The sequence below is a fragment of the Actinosynnema sp. NPDC049800 genome, from assembly GCF_040656635.1.
Taxonomy (GTDB): Bacteria; Actinomycetota; Actinomycetes; order Mycobacteriales; family Pseudonocardiaceae; genus Actinosynnema.
This window is the reverse complement of sequence record NZ_JBFAMT010000026.1, coordinates 23,896-43,691: the sequence shown is the minus strand read 5'-3', so window position 1 is coordinate 43,691 and position 19,796 is coordinate 23,896. Positions and strand designations below refer to the sequence as shown.

Below are 19,796 nucleotides of genomic sequence, written 5' to 3'. Positions count from 1 at the left end.
AGGGTGCCAGGGCGGAACGAGCCCTACCAGCCACCGTCCGGGTCTCAGGTGCCGGGTTGGACCGTTGCCTCGAAGAAGTCCGCGACCTGGTCGGCGGTCAGCTCCTCGCCGCCGCTCTTGGTCACGATGCCGAGCAGCGGCAGGTCGTCCGCGGTGAACACGAGCAGCCCCAGCCCGCCGTCCGCGGCGGCCCGGTACTTGCCGGTGAGGCCGTTGCCCGCCCACTGCGCCTCGACCATGTCGGTCTTGAGCGACCGCACGACGGCCTCCGCGCCGTGCTGCGCGCCGACGACCGTCTCGGTGAGCACGTACTGGACCGAGTAGTCGTCCTTCACCGCGCAGCTGACCACGCTGCCCTTGATGCCGTCGACGCCGCCCACGCCGGGCGTGCCGCCCGCCTTGCACGTGCTGGTGTCCGGGATCGTGCCCGCGAGCAGGCGCAGGCACTCGGTGAAGCCCTTGTCGTCCTGCTGGGTGTCGTTCTTGCACTCCTGCGCGCTGGGCACGCTCACCCCGTTGAGCGCGAAGATCCCGCCGACCACGGCCAGCACGAGCACCACGGCCGCGCCCGCCGAGATGAGCACGGTCCGGTTGGGCTTCTTCCGCTCCGGCTTGGCCTGCGCGCGGGGTGCGACGGTCGGGAAGTTGAACTGCTGCGGCCCGGTCTGCGGGTAGACCTGGTACGCGCCGCTGGCGTTCGGGTTCACCTGGTAGGCGCCGCTGGCACTGGGGTTGACCTGGTACGCGCCGCTCGCGCTGGGGTTCACCTGGTAGGCGCCGCTGGCGCTCGGGTTCACCTGGTGCGCGCCGCTGACCGCCGGGTTCGGCTGCTGGAACGCGCCGGACGGCGGGGTCACCGGCTTGGTGACGACCGTGTCGGGCTCCATCGGCCTGGCCGGCTCCTGGGACCGCGGCGTGACGCCGTTCTTGGGCACGTGGTGCGCACCGAGGGCGACCGACGTCTCGGGCTGGTCCAGGCTCGTCGGCACGATCCGCACCTGCTCGGCGATCATGGTCGCCACCAGCGGGATCCGGCTGGCGCCGCCGACCAGGTAGATGCCGGCGAGCTGGTTGGGCGCCATGCCGGTGGAGCGGATCGTGGACTCCAGCAGCTCCACGCTGCGCATCATGCTCGGCCGGACCAGCGCCTCCAGGTCGGACCGGTTGACCAGCACGTCCTCGAACGGCTCCGGCATCGGCACCTCGGTGTGCGCGTGCCGCGACAGCGACTCCTTGGCCGCGCGCACGTCCTCCTGCAACGTGCGGCGGGCCCGGCGGTCGGCCGTCGACTCCGGGCGCAGCAGCCGCTGCCAGGCCGCCGGGTCGCGGTGCGAGACCTGCCTGCCGACGTGCTCGAGCAGCGCCTGGTCGACGTCGAGGCCGCCCAGGTCCGGCAGGCCGTCCTCGGCGAGCACGGTGAAGCCGCTCTGGGTGGCGCCGACGATGGCCACGTCGAACGTGCCCGCGCCGAGGTCGTAGACCGCGAGCGCCTGGCCGACGGCCAGCGAGGCGTAGTGGGAGGCGGCGGCGACCGGCTCGGGCACCAGCACGATCTCGCCGGTCACGCCCGCGAGGCGGGCCGCGGACAGCAGCACGTTGCGGCGCGTCGGGCCCCATTGCGCGGGGTGGGTGAGGCGGACCTCGTCCAGCGGCTCGCCGCCCAGCTGGCGGGTGGTCTCGTCGAGCACGCGGCGCAGCACGGCGGCCAGCGCGTCGGTCACCGGCACCACGTTGTCGCCCAGCAGCAGCACGCCGTCGTCCACCCGGCGCTTGGGGTTGGGCTCGAAGCGGGCGGGGTCGAGGCGGGCGCGGCGCTCGGCGTCACGGCCGACGACCAGCGTGCCGTCCTCCTCGCAGTAGACGGCCGACGGCATGGTGGCCGAGCCGTCCACCTCCACGACCCTGGGCGGCCGTCCGTGCGCCGCGAGCACCGCGACGGTGTTGGAAGTGCCCAGGTCGACGGACAGGACGCGCACGGTGACCCCTTCGGTTCGAACGGGGTGATCGTGCCACAAACGAAAAATGTCGGACCCCTGGTTCAAGATGTGGGGGTGGATGTTCTGGCCGCGTTCTCCCCCGCGACCCGGCAGTGGTTCGCCGGGGCCTTCGCCGCGCCCACGCCGGCGCAGGCGGGCGCGTGGGAGGCGGCGGCGGCCGGTGAGCACGCGCTGGTCATCGCGCCGACCGGGTCCGGCAAGACGTTGGCCGCGTTCCTCTGGGCGCTCGACCGGCTGGCGTCCACGCCGAAGCCCGCCGAGCCGAAGCGGCGGTGCCGGGTGTTGTACGTCTCGCCGCTGAAGGCGCTGGCGGTGGACGTGGAGCGCAACCTCAGGGCGCCGCTGGCGGGCATCCGGCAGGCCTCGCACCGGCTGTCGCTGCCCGAACCGGACGTCACGGTCGGCATGCGCACCGGCGACACACCGGCGGACGCGCGGCGCGCGTTCGCCCGGACGCCGCCGGACGTGCTGGTCACCACGCCGGAGTCGTTGTTCCTGGTGCTCACGTCGGCCGCGCGGGAGTCGTTGCGCGGCGTCGAGACGGTGATCGTCGACGAGGTGCACGCGGTGGCCGGCACCAAGCGCGGCGCGCACCTCGCCCTGTCCCTCGAACGGCTGGACGCGCTGCTGGAGCGGCCCGCGCAGCGGATCGGGCTGTCCGCGACGGTCCGACCGGTCGAGGAGGTGGGCGCGTTCCTCGCGGGCGGGCGGCCGGTGCGGGTCGTGCAGCCGAGGACGGCCAAGACGATCGAGGTCCGGGTCGAGGTGCCGGTCGAGGACATGTCGGTGCTCGGCGAGCCGACCGGCGAGGTGTCGGGCTCGGCGGCGGGCGCGGAGCAGCGGGCGTCGATCTGGCCGTCGGTGGAGCAGCGGGTCCTGGAGCTGGTGCGAGAGCATCGGTCGACCATCGTGTTCGCCAACTCGCGGCGGTTGGCCGAACGGCTCACCGCGCGGCTCAACGAGCTCGCCGAGGAGGCCTTCGAGCTGGAGCGGTTCCCCGCCGAGGCGCCCGCCCAGTCCGGCGTCACGACCCAGCGCTCGGCCGCGATCGCCCGCGCACACCACGGCTCCATGTCGCGCGAGCAGCGGGTGGTGGTCGAGGAGGAGCTGAAGTCGGGGCGGCTGCCGTGCGTGGTGGCCACCTCGTCGCTGGAGCTCGGCATCGACATGGGCGCGGTCGACCTGGTGGTTCAAGTGGAGGCGCCGCCCACGGTGGCGTCCGGGTTGCAGCGCGTCGGCCGGGCCGGGCACCAGGTGGGCGCGGTGTCACGCGGGGTGATGTTCCCGAAGTTCCGCGGCGACCTGGTGTCGTGCGCGGTGGTGGCGGAGCGGATGCGGGACGGCGCGATCGAGGCGGTGCGGTACCCGCGCAACCCGCTGGACGTGCTGGCCCAGCACGTCGTGGCCATGGTGGCGATGGAGACGTGGACGGTCGAGGCGCTGTCCGGGCTGGTGCGGCGGGCCGCGCCGTTCGCCGCGCTGCCGGAGTCGGCGTTGCAGGCGGTGCTGGACATGCTCGCGGGCCGTTATCCGAGCGAGGAGTTCGGCGAGCTGCGGCCCCGGATCACGTGGGACCGGATCACCGGCGAGCTGCGCGGCAGGCCGGGTTCGCAGCGGCTGGCGGTGACCTCGGGCGGCACGATCCCGGACCGGGGCCTGTTCGCGGTGATGACGCCGCCGTCCGAGCGCGGTCCCGGCTCGCGGGTCGGCGAGCTGGACGAGGAGATGGTCTACGAGTCGCGGGTGGGCGACACGTTCCTGCTGGGCACGTCGTCGTGGCGGGTCGAGAACATCACGCACGACCGGGTGATCGTGGTGCCCGCGCCGGGCCAGCCCGCGCGGATGCCGTTCTGGAAGGGCGACGCGCCGGGCCGCCCGCTGGAGCTGGGGCGGGCGCTGGGGAAGTTCCTGCGCGAGGTGTCCACGATGGAGGACGCGTCGGCGGCGGAGCGGACCGCGTCGGCCGGGCTGGACGCGTGGGCGACGTCGAACCTGCTGGCCTACCTGGGCGAGCAGCGCGAGGCGACCAGGCACGTGCCCAACGACCGGGTCGTGCTGGTGGAGCGGTTCCGCGACGAGCTGGGCGACTGGCGGCTGGTGGTGCACTCGCCGTTCGGGGCGCAGGTCAACGCGCCGTGGGCGCTGGCGATCGCGGCCCGGCTGCGGGAGCGGCGCGGCATCGAGGTGCAGGCGGCGCACTCCGACGACGGGATCGTGATCCGGCTGCCCGACGCGGTCGACCTGGACGGCGCGCAGGTCGTGGCGGGCGCGGACGACGTGCTGCTCGACCCGGAGGAGGTCGAGCAGGTCGTGGTGGCCGAGGTGGGCGGCTCGGCGCTGTTCGCGGCCCGGTTCCGGGAGTGCGCGGCGCGGTCGCTGCTGCTGCCCCGGCGCGACCCGCGCAAGCGCTCGCCGTTGTGGCAGCAGCGGCAGCGGGCGGCGCAGCTGCTGTCGGTGGCGGCGAAGTACGAGAGCTTCCCGGTGGTGCTGGAGGCGATGCGCGAGGTCCTGCAGGACGTGTACGACGTGCCCGGCCTGCGCGAGCTGATGACCGACATCCGGGCACGGCGGGTGCGCGTGGTCGAGGTGGAGACGCCGTCGCCGTCGCCGTTCGCGCGCAGCCTGCTGTTCGGGTACGTCGGGATGTTCCTGTACGAGGCGGACGCGCCGCTGGCCGAGCGGCGGGCGGCGGCGTTGTCGCTGGACTCGGCGCTGCTGGCGGAGCTGCTGGGCTCGGAGGCGATCCGGGAGCTGCTCGACCCGGAGGTCGTGGAGGAGGTCGAGCGCAACCTCCAGCGCCTCGCGCCGGACCGGCACGCGCGCGACGCGGAGGGCGCGGCGGACCTGCTGCGGTTCCTCGGCGACCTGTCCGAGGCGGAGGCGCTGGCACGGGGCGTGCGGCCGGAGTGGCTGGCGGACCTGGTGGCGCAGCGGCGGGCGATCCGGGTGCGCATCGCGGGCGAGGACCGGGTGATCGGCATCGAGGACGCGGGCCGGGTGCGCGACGCGCTGGGCGTGGCGCTGCCGGTGGGCGTGCCGGAGGTGTTCACCGAGCCGGTGGCCGACCCGCTGGGCGACCTGCTGGGGCGGTACGCGCGCACGCACGGGCCGTTCCCGGCGGTGGAGGCGGCGGAGCGGTTCGGGTTGGGCGTGGCCGTGGTGACCGGGGTGCTGGAGCGGATGGCGGCCACCGGGCGGCTGGTGCGCGGCGAGCTGCGGCCCGGCGGCACGCACACCGAGTACTGCGACGCCGAGGTGCTGCGGCGGTTGCGGCGTGCGTCGCTGGCCCGGCTGCGGGCCGAGGTGGAGCCGGTGGAGCCGGCCGCGCTGGGCCGGTTCCTGCCGGGCTGGCACGGGGTGGGTCGGCGGCTGCGGTCCGCGCCGACCGTGGACGACGTGTACTCGGTGGTCGAGCAGCTCGCGGGCGCGCCGCTGCCCGCGAGCGCGGTGGAGTCGCTGGTGCTGCCCTCGCGGCTGCCCGGCTACAGCCCCGCGCTGCTGGACGAGCTGACCGCGTCCGGCGAGGTGACGTGGACCGGGTGCGGCTCGCTGGCCGGCGGCGACGGCTGGATCGCGCTGGCGCCGACGGACGTGGCCGACCTGCTGCTGCCGGACCTGGTGCCGGAGGCGATGCCGGACTCGTCGCTGCACACCGCCGTGGTGGAGGCGTTGGGCGGCGGCGCGTTGTTCTTCCGGCAGGTGGTCGACCGGGTGTCGTTGCAGGGCCCGACGACGGACGGCGAGGTCGTCGGCGCGCTGTGGGACCTGGTGTGGGCGGGCGTGGTCACGAACGACACGTTGGCGCCGCTGCGGGCGCTGGTCGCGGGCGGCGGCACGGCGCACAAGCCCCGGCGGGCCGCGCCACGTGGCCGCTACGCGCGGATGCGGGCCGGCAGACCGGACCTGCCCAGCCGCACCGGGCCGCCGACGGTGGCGGGCCGGTGGTCGCTGGCCGTGGTGCCCGCGGTGGACGCGACGCGGCGGGCGCACGCGCGGGCCGAGGCGTTCCTGGAGCGGCACGGCGTGCTGACGCGTGGCGCGCTGGACACCGAGCGGGTGACCGGCGGGTTCAGCGGCGTGTACCGGGTGCTGCGCGCGATGGAGGAGTCCGGGCAGGTCGTGCGCGGGTACGTGGTCGAAGGGCTCGGCGCGGCGCAGTTCGCGGCCCGGGGCGCGGTGGACCGGCTGCGGGCGTCGTCGAGGTCGCCGGGCCAGGAGCACGTGGGCACGCCGGACGCCGTCGTGCTGGCGGCGGCCGACCCGGCGCAGCCCTACGGCGCGGCGCTGGCGTGGCCGGAGCCGTCGGGCGAGGGCAAGCACCGGCCGGGCCGCAAGTCCGGCGCGCTGGTCGTGCTGGTGGACGGGCTGGCCACGCTCTACGTGGAGCGGGGCGGCCGTTCGCTGCTGTCGTTCACCGAGGAGGAGGACCCGTTGCGCGCGGCGGCGCAAGCGCTGAGCCGAGCCGTGCGCGACGGCTGGCTGGGGCAGCTGGCCGTGCAGCGCGCGGACGGCGAGGTGGCGCTGGGGTCGCGGCTGGCGGTCATCCTCCAGGACGCGGGCTTCCGCGCCACGCCCAAGGGGCTGCGGCTGCGGGCGTGAAGGACCTGTCCGGACAACCCTCGCGCGGCGCGGCACGTCCCGCGCACATGGGGTTGCCACCGGACGGGCACGTGCACAGCGAGTGGTCGTGGGACACGCTGCTCGGGTCGATGGAGAGGTCGTGCGCGCGGGCGGTCGAGCTCGGGCTGCCCTCGGTCGCGTTCACCGAGCACGCGGACTTCACGTCGTGGACCGTGCCGGAGGAGTTCGTGCCGAGGCTGCCCGGGCACTTCACCACGCGCATCCGGCCGGACGGCGTCCTGGAACCGCCGGACCTCGACGTCGAGGGGTACCTGGCCTGCTTGGCGCGGTGCCGGGAGCGGTTCCCCGGGCTGCGGGTGGTGTCGGGGGTGGAGTTGAGCGAGCCGCACTGGTACCCGGACCGGGTGGCGGGGGTCATCGGCGGCGCCGGGTTCGAGCGCGTGCTCGGCTCGGTGCACGCGGTGCGGCACGACGGAGGCAACCAGGAGATCAGCGCCCTGTACGGCCGGCTGCCGGCGGACGAGGTGGTGCGGCGCTACCTGGCCGAGGCGCGGCGGCTCGCCGGCTCGTCCGCGCCGTTCGAGGTGCTGGCGCACGTCGACTACCCGATCCGCGACTGGCCGGGCGTGTTCGAGCCGCGCCGGTTCGAGGAGGAGTTCCGGGCGGTGCTGCGGGCGTTGGCGGGCAGCGGGCGGGTGTTGGAGGTCAACACCAAGGTCCCGCTGCACGCCGAGGTGGTGCGGTGGTGGCGCGAGGTCGGTGGTCGGGCGGTGAGCTTCGGCAGTGACGCCCACGAGCCCGCGCTGGTCGGGCACGGGTTCGCCGAAGCCGCGGCGGTGGTCGAGTCGTGCGGCTTCCGCCCGGGACGGACGCCGCACGACTTCTGGGTCCGCTGAGCCGTCAGCGGAACAGCGCGCTGTAGGCGTTGAGCGCGGGCTGGCCGCCCAGGTGCGCGTAGAGGACGTCGGAGTCGCGCGGGATCTCGCCGCTGGAGACCAGTTCCACCAGGCCCGCCAACGACTTGCCCTCGTACACCGGGTCGGTGATCATGCCCTCCAGCCGGGCGCCGAGCTTCATGGCGTCCACTGTGGACTCACCCGGCACGCCGTAGATGCCTTCGTGGAAGCGGTCGTCGAGGATGACGTCCTCGTCGGTCACCTTCACGCCCAGCAGGTCCGCCGTGTTCTTGGCGATGCGCGTGATCTGCGCCTTGGTGTCACACGGCTCGGCGGAGGCGTCGATGCCGATCACCCGCCGGCCGCTGCCCGCGAACCCGGCGACCATGCCCGCCTGCGTGCTGCCGGTCACCGAGCACACGACGATCGTGTCGAACCGCACGCCCAGCTCGGCCTCCTGCCGCTCGACCTCGGCCGCCCACCCGGCGAACCCGAGCCCGCCGAGCGGGTGGTCCGACGCGCCCGCCGGGATCGCGTACGGCTTGCCGCCGGCCGCGCGCACGTCCTCGATCGCCTGCTCCCACGCGGGTTTCACGCCGATGCCGAAGCCCGCCTGGACCAACCGCACCTCGGCGCCCATCAGCCGGCTGAGCAGGATGTTGCCCACCCGGTCGTACACCGCGTCCGGCCAGTCGACCCAGCTCTCCTGCACCAGCACGCACTTCAGCCCGGCCCGCGCCGCCGCCGCGGCGACCTGGCGCGTGTGGTTGGACTGCACGCCGCCGATCGACACCAGCGTGTCGCAGCCCGTCGCCAACGCCTCCGCCACCAGGTACTCCAGCTTGCGGGTCTTGTTGCCGCCGTAGGCCAGCCCGGAGTTGCAGTCCTCCCGCTTGGCCCACACCCGCGCGCCGCCGAGGTGACTGGTGAGCCGCTCCAGCCGGTGCACCGGGGACGGGCCGAAGGTCAGCGGGAAACGCTCGAAATCGCCCAGCGCCATGTCAGTTCTCCTCAACCCGGAACAGGTCTGCCAACGTCGCCCAGTTCCGCTCGACCAGCCGTGCCGCGAGGTCGGCGTCGGCCGCGGCGAAGGCGGTGATGATCTCGTCGTGCATCGCCACCGAGTGGCGGCCGGTCGGCGCGGCGAACCGCAGCCGTTCCAGCCTGCGCACCAGGGGCGTGTAGCGCTCGATGGTGGCCGTGACGGCGAAGTTGCCGCCACGCCGCACGGCCACCGCGTGGAACTCGTCGTCGGCGGCGAGCGCGGCGGGCACGTCGCCGGAGGCGAGGGCGCGGGCGAACGCCGTGTTCGCCGCGCGCATCGCGTCCAGGTCCGCCTCGACGAGGCGTGGCGCGGCCAGCCGGGCGGCGACCGCGTGCATGGCCTGGACGACCACGTGCGCGTCGCGCACCGCCGCCGTGTCCAGCGGCGTGACCCGCGTGTAGCTGTGCGGCTTGCTCTCGACCAGGCCTTCGTCGGTCAGCCGCGCCAACGCCTCGCGCACCGGCGTCCGGGACAGGCCCAGCCGTTCGGCCAGCTCCACGTCCTTGATCGGCACGCCGGGCGCCAGGTCGCCGCCCAGGATCGCCTCGCGGATCGCGATCAACGCCTGGTCGCGGTAGAGGGCGCGACTAATATATTGCATACTGGCGCACTGTAGACGGTCACCGACCAGAGCACCAGGAGCCGTGCGAGCCGGGGAGATCGGCCGGCGGCAGGAGCGGGTTGCGTCCACCGGGTTGCGCCCACTCCCCTTCGCCAGGTTCAGGGGCGATCCGAGTAGTGCGAGTTCACCGCGGGTTGGCCGGTGTAGTTGGGGCCGGCCTGGTCGTCCGCGCCGAGGTAGCGGAACGGGAGGTCGACCTGCCGGCGCCCGACGCACCTGACGCGGCGCCGTCGCGAGTCGTAGTCGAACCCCGCCGACCGCAGCGACCCGGTCAGCCGCCGGCCCCACGGACGACCCTCCGCCGACACGACCGCGGCGAGGTCGAGGTTCGCCACCAGGACGCCGTCCTCGGTCAGCCAGGACGCCGCGCGGGCGAGGACGCCGAGCTTGTCGCCGACGTAGTGCAGGCCGTGGACGCAGGTCACCAGGTCGAAGGACCGTCGCGGGGCGAAGGACTCCACCGGGCCCGTGACGAACTCCACCCCGGCGGGCGGCGGTCCGGCGAAGAAGTCGACGAGGTCGACGCCGGTGATCCGCAGCCGCGGGTCGTCCACCAGGCGGGCGCATTCGAGCAGCGCCGTGCCGGTGCCGCAGCACAGGTCGAGCCAGTGGAACGCCTCGGCGCCCCGCGACAGGCGGTCGGTGATCAGGTCGACGACGTCGAGGCCGAGTTCGCGGCCGTAGCCGTTGGAACCGGTGAGCCCGCGTTCGCGGTTCATGGCGCAGTTCGCCACGACCGACGACCGTTCCAGCGACTCGTCGTCCAGCAACCTGACCACGCTTCAGCCTAGCCGTCGCGGCGGGACGAGTGATCCGCGCCACGCGCCTGTCACAACTCTCGACCACGCGGCGTCTTGTGACCGCCCCGGGAGCGAAGGAGACACCATGGCGCAGCTCGAGACCGGCGTGGACCGGCCGATGGCCGAGCACACCACCGACCAGGCGACGGCGGCGTTCGTCACCCACCGCAACCTGCTCTTCACCGTCGCGTACGAGATGCTGGGCTCGGCCGCCGACGCCGAGGACGTGTTGCAGGAGGTCTGGCTGCGGTGGGTGGAGGTCGACCTGGCGCACGTGCGCGACCAGCGCGCCTACCTGGTCCGGATCACGACCAGGCAGGCGCTCAACCGGCTGCGCACGATGCGGCGCCGGAAGGAGGCGTACGTCGGCTCCTGGCTGCCCGAGCCGATGCTCACCGCGCCGGACGTGGCGCAGGACGTCGAGCTCGCCGAGAGCGTGTCGATGGCGTTGATGCTCGTCCTGGAGACGCTGTCGCCGACCGAGCGCGCCGTGTTCGTGCTGCGCGAGGCCTTCGACGTCGGCTACGACGAGATCGCCGCCGCCGTCGACAAGACCCCCGCGGCCGTCCGCCAGATCGCGCACCGCGCCCGCCGGCACGTCGACGCCCGCCGCCCCCGTGAGGCGGTCTCGCCGGGCGAGGCCCGGGAGGCGCTGGAGTCGTTGCGGCGCGCCCTGGAGGCCGAGGACGTGCCGGGACTGCTCGCGGTGCTCGCCCCCGACGTCGTGCTGATCAGCGACGGCGGCGGCGTCAAGCGGGCCGTGCCGCGGCCGGTCACCGGCGCCGACAGGGTGATCCGGATGGTCCTCGGCGGTCTTGGCCGGCTCGAGAGCACGTTCACCGGCGAGCCCGTCGTGGTCAACGGGAACCCGGCGCTCGTCGTGCGCTTCGACGGCGAGGTCGACGGCGTCATGGCGATCAAGGTCGAGGAGGGGCGCATCACCGGCCTCTACTACGTCCGCAACCCCGAGAAGCTGACCCGGGTCGGGGCCGAGACCGCGCTCACCCTGCGGTGAGGCCCGGTGAGGGCTGGTGAGGCCGGTGAGGTCGGGTGAGTCGGTGAGGTCGGGTGAGTCGGTGAGGTCGGGTGAGGCGAGGCTAGGGAGGCCGAGTGAGTCGGGGAGGTGGGAGATGACGGCCTCTTCAGCGAGGTGTCAGCACGCAGAACTCGTTGCCCTCGGGGTCGGCCAGCACGACCCACGGCACGTCGGCCTGCCCCACGTCCACCCGCACGGCGCCCCACGCCTCCAGCCGGGCCACCTCGGTCGGCAGGTCGTCGTCCGCGAACGGCGCGAGGTCGAGGTGCAGCCGGTTCTTCACCACCTTCGGCTCGGCCACCCGCACGAACTCCAGGGACGGCCCGGCCTCCTGCGCCAACGACGCGAAGTCGGCCGCCGAGCGCGTCACGGGCAACCCGGTCGGACCGGCCCAGAACGCGGCCAGCGCCGGCGGGTCGGACGCGTCCACCACGACCGCCGCCACCGGACCGGTGTGCGCGTACTCGTCGCGCTGCTCCAGCACGCAGAACTCGTTGCCCTCCGGGTCCGCCAGGACCACCCACGGCACGTCGCCCTGCCCGACGTCGACCGGCTTCGCGCCCAGCTCGACGGCCCGCGCCACGATCGCCGCCTGGTCCTCCGGCGACGTCGACGCCAGGTCGAGGTGCACCCGGTTCTTCACCTGCTTCACGTCCGGCACGAGCCCGAACACCAGCTCCTGCCCGGGGCTCAGCTCCACGTCGACCTCGTCGGCGCTCTCACCGGTGACCGGTCGACCCAGCAGCGCCGACCAGAACCGGCCGAGCGCGGCCGGATCGGCCGAATCGACCACCACATCGCACCACCTCGTTGCCATGGTCCGAAGGTAACGTCTGCGCAATGGCTCAGCTCGTTCTCGGTCCGGTGCTGCGGCACGTCGACTCCCTCTCGGCCACGGTGTGGGTCGAGACCGACGCGGCCTGCGAGGTCGCCGTCGCCGGCCATCGCGCCGAGACGTTCCAGGTCGGCGAGCAGCACTTCGCGCTGGTGGTGGTCGAAGGGCTGGAACCGGGCACGACCACGCCCTACGACGTGCGGCTGGACGGTGACGTGGTCTGGCCGCTGCCGGACTCGCCGTTCCCGGCCCCGAGCATCCGCACCACGCCGGTGCGGCGGCTGCTGTTCGGGTCGTGCCGCGCGGCCAAGGGCGAGGGCACGCCGGACAAGCTCGGGCCGGACGCGCTGGACGCGTACGCGTTGCGGATGAAGGACGAGCCGCAGGAGCGGTGGCCGGAGGCGCTGGTGCTGCTCGGCGACCAGGTCTACGCCGACGAGCCGACGCCGCGGATCAAGCGGTGGCTGGCCGAGCGCAGACCGGAGCCGGCGGGCGAGGTGGTGTCGTTCCGCGAGTACGCCGAGCTGTACCACGAGTCGTGGGCCGACCCCGAGATCCGCTGGCTGATGTCCGTCGTGCCGACGTCGATGATCTTCGACGACCACGACGTGCGCGACGACTGGAACACCTCGCGGACGTGGCGCGAGCAGATGGCGACCAAGCGCTGGTGGCCGGAGCGCATCCGGGCGGGACTCGCGTCGTACTGGGTCTACCAGCACCTGGGCAACCTCAGCCCGGACGAGCTGGCGACCGACGAGCTGTACGCCAAGGTGCGGTCCACCGGTGGTGACGTGCGGGAGTTGCTGGAGGACTTCGCCGAGCAGGCGGACCGGGAGGTCGACGGCGGCAAGTCGACGCGGTGGAGCTACCGGCGCGACTTCGGCCGCGTGCGGCTGCTGGTGATCGACACGCGCAGCGGGCGCATCCTGGCCGGGCCGCGGCGGCTGATGGTGGGCGACCGGGAGTTCGACTGGATCGAGGAGAACGCCCACGGCGACGTCGACCACCTGCTGGTGGGCTCGTCGCTGCCGTGGCTGATGCCGCACGCGTTGAGCCACTTCCAGTCGTTGAACGAGCGGATGGCCGGTCTGCCGGGGTGGCGCGGCCGGGTGGGCGAGAAGGTGCGGCAGGTCGCGGACCTGGAGCACTGGCCCGCGTTCCGGGCGTCGTTCGAGCGGATGGCACGGCTGGTGGAGCGGATCTCGGGGGCCGAGGACGCGCCGGGCACGGTGTGCGTGCTGTCGGGGGACGTGCACCACAGCTACGCGGCACGGGCGACGTTCGGCTCGTCGGTGCGGGCGAAGGTGTACCAGCTCGTGTGCTCGCCGGTGCACAACGAGCCGCCGTGGGTGTTCCGGCCGGCGTTCCGGTTGTCGTGGTCGAAGCCGATCGCGAGGCTGCTGCGGTGGTGGGCCGACCGGCGCGGCATCTCGCCGGACCCGGTGGCGTGGCAGAAGCTGAGCGGCCCTCACTTCGGCAACTCGGTCGGCGTGCTGGAGATCGACGGGCGCGCGGCGCGCTTCCGGTTGGAGACGGCGACGGGTGCGGGGTTGGCGGAGGTCACCGCCCTGGAGCTGTGAGTTTGTGTGCGCGGCGTGTGGTGATCGTCAGTAGCTTCTCCGGGCGCGTGAACCATCACAGCCCACCTGTTGGAGAAGCATCTTGAGAATGTTCGTTCGCGGCCTGCGCGCGTCGGGCCTGGTGGCGGCGGTGGTCGCCGCATCGGTGGCGTCGGTCGGCGTGGCGCCCGCGTCGGGGGCGTCGGTCGGCGTGGCTCCCACGTCGGTCGGCGTGGCCCGCGCGTCCGCTGCTCCCGTGCCCATCGGCGAGGTCCTCACCTGGGGCACGGCCGCGGTGGCGAAGGTCCCGATCCCCGAGGAGGCCAGGTCGGGGGTCACCGCCATCTCCGCCGGGTTCAAGCACAACCTGGCGATCAAGGACGGCAAGGTCCTGCTCTGGAGCAATCCGGGGTCGCTCGAAGGCGATCACCTCCGGGTGCCGCTGGCGCTGTGGGACGGGGTCGACGCGATCGCCGCCGGGACCTACCACAGCTTGGCGATCAAGGACGGCCAGGTGATCGCCTGGGGCCGGTCCCTGCTCACGCAGGTGCCCGCGGAGGCGACGTCCGGCGTCACCGCCATCGCCGCCGGCCAGCACTTCAGCCTGGCGGTCAAGGACGGCGGAGTCCTCGTCTGGGGCTGGGAGTCGGGCGGCGCCGGCATCAACTTCGGCCAGTTCGACGTGCCGAAGGAAGCGACGTCGGGCGTCACGGCGATCGCCGCGGGACTCGGTCACGCGCTGGCCCTCAAGAACGGCGGGGTCATCGCCTGGGGCTGGAACAAGTACGGCCAGGTCGACGTGCCGGAGGCCGCCCGGTCCGGTGTCGTCGCCATCGCCGCCGGCGCCCAGCACAACCTCGCGCTGAAGGACGACGGCGAGGTGATCGCCTGGGGCTGGAACGAGTACGAGCAGGCCTCGGTGCCCACGATCGCGAAGACGGGGGTCACCGCGATCGCCGCCGGGCAGATCCACAACACGGTGCTCAAGGACGGCAAGGTCATCGTCTGGAACTACAACGGCCAAGGGCAGATGGACGTGTCGACCCAGGTGCGTGAGGGCGGTATCCAGAAGATCAGCTCGGCCTACTACCACAACCTGGTGCTGAGGTGAGGCAGGGAGTGCTGAGGTGAGGCAGGGAGAAGTGCAGGGGTAGGAGATGAAGGTGCGGAGGTGAGCGCGTCCGCCGCCGGTACCGCTCTCTGCGGCGGCGGACGCACGTCCAGCCGGTTACTTGGTCGCCAGCCTCAACAAGGCCCACAGCTGCGCGATCGCGTCGTGGTCGCCGGTCGTCGGGGGCAGGTCGCGGTCCGGGATCCGGCCCCACAGCCAGCGGTACACCTGCATGGGGGTCCCGGTCACCTCGCCGTTCGCCGACGAGACCTCCCCGTCGGTGACGAGCCGGGCCACCGCCGGGTCGGGGCCGGTGGTGGCCAGCCACACCTTGTCGCCCGTGCGGATCGCCACCGTCCCCTCGCGCGTGCCGCGCACGCCGAGGATGTCGAGCCGGTGCCCCAGCCAGAGCGTGAGGATCTCGTCCACGCCGTCCTCGGCCACGTCGTCGTCCACCGGGTCGATCGGCAACCCGGCCGCCGCCTGCACGTCCATCCGGTGCACGGTCGACTCGTGCGCCAGCCGCCGTGCCCAGAAGTTGTGGTTGCGCTCGGCGGGCCACCACGTCTCGCACGGGTCGTCCGGCTCGTGCGGCCGCAACGCCCGCACCAGCGGCCGCACGCCCGCCCGCACGTACTCCGGCAACGGCTGCCCCGGCTCCGGGTCCTGTTGCCACACCAGGGGTTGGCTGCCTTCCCTCAGCCACGTCGCCACCATCCGGTACGTGCTGCCCACGTGTCGCGCGGTCTCCCCGAGGTTGAGCCCGGGGCACGCGGGCACCTGGCGTTCCGGGCGCTGTCCCTCGGCCGACGCCGCCAGGCGCTCGGCTTCGGCCTCCACTACGTCGATCAGGCGGTCGTAGGCGACCAGTCCCCTGCTCACAGTCCGTCCTCGTACATGATCTCGTCGACCAACTCGGTGAACTGCGCCGCTTGGCGCACCAGGTCGTCGGCTGCGCGCTGGGTGACCTGCCTGGTGATGCCCGCCAGCACGGCCGCGCGCGTCGCCGAGCACTCGGCGAAGAACGCGGCCCACTCGCGCAGCTCCGGCGCGAGGGAGGGCAGCAGGACCCACACGCTGGTCGGCTTGGCCCGGCCCCGGTGGGGTCGGCCCCTGGCCGCCAGCACGGCCGCCGCCGCCCGCATCGCGGCCAGGTAGGCCGTGGCGAAGCGGGCGGGCGGGTTCGGGTCCCGTTCGGCCTCGGTCAGGCACTCGCGGGCCTGTCCGAGCAGGGTCACCGCCGACGCCGGTGGTAGCGGGAGGGGAATGCGGCGGGGGAAGGTCTGAGTCATCTCGCGGCCTCCTCGCGGCGTCGGGACAGCGACGACCGCCGCGGGGAGACGGCGGCACTTGGTGGTGGGGCGCTTCCCCCGCCCCACCACCAAGGCATTGCTCGAACAAACGTTCGAGCAGGACCAGACTATCCTGCCGGCCCGGAACTCCTCAAGCCGACCGCCCGTGGTCTTATGAACAGGTGAGCGCACTCGACCACCCCGGCATCCGCAAGGTGGCCGCCGCACTGTCCGAGGCGGGCCATCATGATGCGGCGAACGGGATCCGCGTGTTGGCCGACGCCGTCCGCACCGCCGCCGCGGCGGCCGAGGCGGTGGGCGTGCCGGTCGGCGCGATCGCCAACAGCCTGATCTTCGCCGCGGTCCGCGACGGGGTCGCCACGCCGTTGCTCGTGCTCACCTCCGGCGCGCACCGCGCGGACACCGTGAAGCTCGCCGTGCTGGCGGGCGCGGACGCGATCGAACGGGCCACGCCCGCGTTCGTGCGCGAGCACACGGGGCAGGTGATCGGCGGCGTCTCCCCCGTGGGGCACCCGGCGCCGATCACGACGTTCGTGGACGTCGCGTTGGAGCAGTACGAGGTGGTGTGGGCAGCGGCCGGGCACCCCCACGCGGTGTACCCCACGACGTACGCGGGCCTGCTCGACCTGACCGGCGGCACATCCGCGGAGGTCGCGCAGTGACCGCCGCGCCGTCCCAGCGGGTCGTCGCGCTGTCCGCGCGGGAGTTGAGCTCCCGGCTGGACGAGGCGCTCGCGCTCTACGTCAGCGCGATGGAGTACCCGCCCGGCACGGCCGAGCAGCGCGCACCCATGTGGTTGGCGCACATGCTGCGCGACGGGTGGCGGTGCGTGGTGGCGCTGGGCGAGCAGGACGAGCTGATCGGGATCGGGTACGGGTACCGGGGTTCGGTCGGCCAGTGGTGGCACGAGCAGGTGCGGCACGGGTTGACGATGGTGTCCGGGCCGAGGGCGGTCGAGGAGTGGATGCACGACTACTTCGAGCTGACCGAGCTGCACGTGCTGCCGCGGGCGCAGGGGCGCGGGGTCGGCGAGCAGTTGCTGCGGAACCTGGTGGAGGGTGTGCCCAGCTCGCGGGTGCTGTTGTCCACGCCGGAGGGGCCCAGCAAGGCGTGGCGGTTGTACCGGCGGGTGGGGTTCGTGGACGTGCTGCGGCACTACCAGTTCACCGGCGATCCGAGGCCGTTTGCGGTGTTGGGGAGGGTTTTGCCGCTCGGGTGAGGGTGGGGGGAGCCCTGGGTGGTGGGTTAGAAGATCAAAAGATTGAAAGAGTCCTCGCCGGACGGGCAGATCAACAGGATGACGGCTCTTTGGGTGGTTCTGCGCCGGGTCCGTTGTGGTGCGGGTTTCGTGTCATCCCACCGACCTCCCTACGGGCTACCACACGTATCAAGGGGGCAGGTATAGGTGAATGCCGCGAGGTATCGGTGAACAGGCCCCCTTGACACGCGCGGTAGGGCGGAGCCAGGTCGGCGGGATGACACGAAGCCCTTCCTTTGGGGAAGGGTGTGGGCAAGGGCGTGTCAGTGCACGAGGTGAGGGTCGGGGTAGGGCGCGGGGGGTTGAGCGGGATTTAGGGCGGGGGTTGGGGCGGGAGTTAGAAGGGGGAGACGAAGCCGGAGGCTTGGAGGTACTTGCCGGCGTTCAGGCCTTCGATCTTGCGCAGCTTCGAGTAGACGACCCGTTCGCCGAAGTTGCCCTCGACGGTGCGGACGTGGGTGGCCTTGCGGCCCGTCCGGTCGTACTTGACCTCTACGACGACGCCCACGTGGGCGTGCATGTCCGGGTAGTTGCCGTAGACGACGGCGTCGCCGGGTGCCACGTCGCGCTCGGAGATGTCCTTCCAGCGGCCGGTGGCCTTGCCCCACTTCTGCCAGTAGGTCGCCCAGTGGCCCTGGTCCAGGACGGAGGCGCCGGGTGCGGGGCGCATCGACGGCCGGTCCGGCACGCCGGCGGTGGTCCAGGCCCAGTTCACGAAGACGCCGCACCACTCGGCCGGGCGCAGCACGCCCTGGCCCGCCACCTGGTACTGCGGCGGGTAGTAGTTGCCGTTGCCCTCGCGTTGGCCGACCTGGCGCAGGGCGTTGTCGACGATGTCCTGCCGGACGCGCCACTCGGCCTGGTCGCCCAGCGGTTGGGCTTGACCGAGGGCTGGTGACCCGGCGACCAGCAACGCGCCGGCCAGTACCACGCCGAGTGCGGCACGCATCGCACGTCCGGTCATCAGGTCCCCCTACGGTCGTTCGCCCACAACATCAAACACCTGATCCGGTGACCTCGGCGTGAAACCGAGGTCACCGGGTCGGGTCAGAGTTCCGTGAGCCGTTCACGAAGAGTGTCCAACCCCATGGCCCCCATCTCCAAGGCCTGCCGGTGGAACGCCTTGAGGTCGAACGCGTCACCGTGCCGGGCGCGGGCGTCGTCGCGGGCCGCCAGCCACAGCCGCTCACCCAGCTTGTAGGACGGGGCCTGGCCCGGCCAGCCCAGGTAGCGGTCGATCTCGTCGTGCACGTGCGCCGGGTCGGTGATGGTGCGGGTCAGCATGAACTCCAGACCGAGGTCCGGGGTCCACCGCTCGCCCTCGTGGAAGCCGGTGCCCTTGGGGATCTCCAGCTCCAGGTGCATGCCGATGTCGATGATCACGCGGGCCGCGCGGAACAGGTGCGCGTCGAGCATGCCGAGCAGGTCGCCGTCGTCCCCGAGGTAGCCGAGCTCGCGCATCAGCCGCTCCGCGTACAGCGCCCAGCCCTCGCCGTGGCCCGACACCCAGCACATGAGGCTCTGGAACTCGTTCAGCTTGCCCGCCTGGTAGACGGCCGTGGCGACCTGGAGGTGGTGGCCGGGCACGCCCTCGTGGTAGACGGTCGTGACCTCGCGCCAGGTGGAGAAGGTCTCCTTGTCGTCCGGCACGGACCACCACATGCGGCCGGGACGGGAGAAGTCCGGCGTGGGGCCGCTGTAGTACGCGCCGACGCCACCGCCGGGCGGCGCGATGCGGCACTCCAGCTTCATCAGCTCGTCCGGCAGGTCGAAGTGCACGCCCCGCACGTCCTGCAACGCCTTGTCCGACAGCTCCTGCATCCACGAGCGCAGGCCGTCCTTGCCGTGCACCAGGTAGCGGGAGTCGGCGTCCAGCGCGGCGGCGGCCTCGGCGAGGGTGGCGCCCGGCTTGATCCGGTTCGCGACCTGCTTCATCTCGGTCTCGAGGCGGGTGAACTCCTCCCAGCCCCACTCGTAGGCCTCGGCCAGGTCGAGGCGGGACCCGGTGAAGTAGCGGGACTGGAGCCGGTAGACCTCCTCGCCGACGGCGTCCTTCTTCGGCGCCTTGGGCGCGAGGTCGTCGCGCAGGAACGCGGCCAGGTCGCCGTAGGACTCCGCGGCGGCCCTGGCGCCCGCTTCGAGCTCGGTGCGCAGCGCGCCGTCCACGGGGGCGTCGGCGATCAGGTTGGCGAAGAACGACTTGCCGCCGGCGCGACCCGCCCAGGTGTCGCACTGCTCGGCGACCTTGCTGACCTGCCGCAACGCCGAGACGTGGCCCTTGTCGGCGGCGTAGGCGAGACCCGCGCGCAGGTTCGCCACCGCGTCCGGCAGGGCGGTGAGCCGCTTGGCGATCACGGCCCAGTCGTCGGCGGTCTCGGTGGGCATCTGGTCGAACACCTCGCGCAGCGACTGCACCGGGCTCGCGATGACGTTGAGGTGGCCCTCCATCTGGCCGGCCTCGTGCAGCTCGACGTCGAGGCCGACCCGCTCCAGGAACACGGCCTTCGCGTCGGCCTCCGACTTGTCGGCGGGCTCGGCGGCGGTGATCGCGGCGAGCGCCTTCTGCGACAGCTCCTTGCGGGCGGCGTGCCCCTCCGGCGAGTAGTCGGTGAGCCGGTCGTCGTGGCCGGGCTTGCCGATGAACGTCGCGGTCAACGGGTCCGCGGCCGCGTAATCGGCTACGAACTGGTTGCTGATGCCGTGCACGCCGGCGGAGGAGGTTGCCATGAGCCGCACGTTACCT

At 73.0% G+C, this 19,796-nt stretch carries 16 protein-coding genes; 7 read left to right on the top strand and 9 right to left on the bottom strand.

The features are described from left to right. Nucleotides 1-44 precede the first annotated feature (44 nt). Nucleotides 45-1,976 (bottom strand): Hsp70 family protein, encoded by a 1,932-nt coding sequence (locus AB0I91_RS26140; RefSeq protein WP_499639281.1) that lies wholly within the window; start codon nt 1,974-1,976, stop codon nt 45-47. 75 nt (nt 1,977-2,051) lie between these two features. Between AB0I91_RS26140 and AB0I91_RS26135 the strand changes: the two genes are divergently transcribed. Both AB0I91_RS26135 and AB0I91_RS26130 read left to right on the top strand, forming a co-directional pair. Next, nucleotides 2,052-6,596 carry an ATP-dependent helicase gene (locus tag AB0I91_RS26135; RefSeq protein WP_499639279.1) on the top strand — a complete coding sequence of 1,515 codons (4,545 nt, stop codon included), beginning with the start codon at nt 2,052-2,054 and terminating at the stop codon, nt 6,594-6,596. Next, complete coding sequence (locus AB0I91_RS26130) at nt 6,593-7,474, top strand: PHP domain-containing protein (protein ID WP_498773734.1); 882 nt, start codon at nt 6,593-6,595, stop codon at nt 7,472-7,474. The genes AB0I91_RS26135 and AB0I91_RS26130 overlap by 4 nt, the downstream gene beginning before the upstream one ends. A 4-nt stretch (nt 7,475-7,478) precedes the next feature. On the opposite strand, the gene AB0I91_RS26125 is transcribed toward AB0I91_RS26130, so the two are convergent. From AB0I91_RS26125 to AB0I91_RS26115, 3 genes are all read right to left on the bottom strand, one after another. Beyond that, complete coding sequence (locus tag AB0I91_RS26125; protein WP_498773732.1) at nt 7,479-8,474, bottom strand: 1-aminocyclopropane-1-carboxylate deaminase; 996 nt, start codon at nt 8,472-8,474, stop codon at nt 7,479-7,481. Between the two features lies 1 nt (nt 8,475). Then, nucleotides 8,476-9,120 carry a GntR family transcriptional regulator gene (locus AB0I91_RS26120; RefSeq protein ID WP_499615465.1) on the bottom strand — a complete coding sequence of 215 codons (645 nt, stop codon included), beginning with the start codon at nt 9,118-9,120 and terminating at the stop codon, nt 8,476-8,478. Between the two features lie 119 nt (nt 9,121-9,239). After that, nucleotides 9,240-9,920, bottom strand: a complete 681-nt coding sequence (locus tag AB0I91_RS26115) for a class I SAM-dependent methyltransferase (RefSeq protein WP_498773727.1) — start codon at nt 9,918-9,920, stop codon at nt 9,240-9,242. A gap of 139 nt (nt 9,921-10,059) precedes the next feature. On the opposite strand from AB0I91_RS26115, the gene AB0I91_RS26110 reads away from it, so the two are divergent. Then, nucleotides 10,060-10,956: an RNA polymerase sigma-70 factor gene (locus tag AB0I91_RS26110; RefSeq protein WP_499615537.1), complete on the top strand. Its 897-nt coding sequence runs from the start codon at nt 10,060-10,062 to the stop codon at nt 10,954-10,956. A gap of 127 nt (nt 10,957-11,083) precedes the next feature. On the opposite strand, the gene AB0I91_RS26105 is transcribed toward AB0I91_RS26110, so the two are convergent. Next, nucleotides 11,084-11,794: a VOC family protein gene (locus tag AB0I91_RS26105; RefSeq protein WP_499615462.1), complete on the bottom strand. Its 711-nt coding sequence runs from the start codon at nt 11,792-11,794 to the stop codon at nt 11,084-11,086. Nucleotides 11,795-11,817: 23 nt separating this feature from the next. Between AB0I91_RS26105 and AB0I91_RS26100 the strand changes: the two genes are divergently transcribed. Beyond that, nucleotides 11,818-13,392: an alkaline phosphatase D family protein gene (locus AB0I91_RS26100; protein ID WP_498773723.1), complete on the top strand. Its 1,575-nt coding sequence runs from the start codon at nt 11,818-11,820 to the stop codon at nt 13,390-13,392. Between the two features lie 88 nt (nt 13,393-13,480). Further along, entirely contained in the window at nt 13,481-14,482 is a 1,002-nt protein-coding gene (locus AB0I91_RS26095; protein WP_499639277.1) for an RCC1 domain-containing protein, read from the top strand. Between the two features lie 117 nt (nt 14,483-14,599). Here AB0I91_RS26095 and AB0I91_RS26090 read toward each other — a convergent pair whose 3' ends face one another. Beyond that, entirely contained in the window at nt 14,600-15,364 is a 765-nt protein-coding gene (locus AB0I91_RS26090) for a maleylpyruvate isomerase family mycothiol-dependent enzyme (protein ID WP_498773719.1), read from the bottom strand. Next, nucleotides 15,361-15,774, bottom strand: coding sequence for an SAV_6107 family HEPN domain-containing protein (locus AB0I91_RS26085; protein ID WP_499639275.1), 414 nt, complete (start codon nt 15,772-15,774; stop codon nt 15,361-15,363). The genes AB0I91_RS26090 and AB0I91_RS26085 overlap by 4 nt, the downstream gene beginning before the upstream one ends. A 182-nt stretch (nt 15,775-15,956) precedes the next feature. Here AB0I91_RS26085 and AB0I91_RS26080 point away from each other — a divergent pair, with 182 nt between their 5' ends. Beyond that, nucleotides 15,957-16,457, top strand: coding sequence for a YbaK/EbsC family protein (locus AB0I91_RS26080; protein ID WP_499639274.1), 501 nt, complete (start codon nt 15,957-15,959; stop codon nt 16,455-16,457). Beyond that, nucleotides 16,454-17,014: a GNAT family N-acetyltransferase gene (locus AB0I91_RS26075; RefSeq protein WP_498773713.1), complete on the top strand. Its 561-nt coding sequence runs from the start codon at nt 16,454-16,456 to the stop codon at nt 17,012-17,014. The genes AB0I91_RS26080 and AB0I91_RS26075 overlap by 4 nt, the downstream gene beginning before the upstream one ends. A 376-nt stretch (nt 17,015-17,390) precedes the next feature. Here the strand turns inward: AB0I91_RS26075 and AB0I91_RS26070 are convergent, their stop codons facing one another. Together AB0I91_RS26070 and AB0I91_RS26065 are read right to left on the bottom strand one after the other, a co-directional pair. Beyond that, on the bottom strand, nt 17,391-18,017 hold the full coding sequence (locus AB0I91_RS26070; RefSeq protein WP_499615449.1) for a CHAP domain-containing protein: 627 nt from the start codon (nt 18,015-18,017) through the stop codon (nt 17,391-17,393). 83 nt (nt 18,018-18,100) lie between these two features. Then, nucleotides 18,101-19,780 (bottom strand): DUF885 domain-containing protein, encoded by a 1,680-nt coding sequence (locus AB0I91_RS26065; RefSeq protein ID WP_498773709.1) that lies wholly within the window; start codon nt 19,778-19,780, stop codon nt 18,101-18,103. Nucleotides 19,781-19,796: the final 16 nt, after the last annotated feature.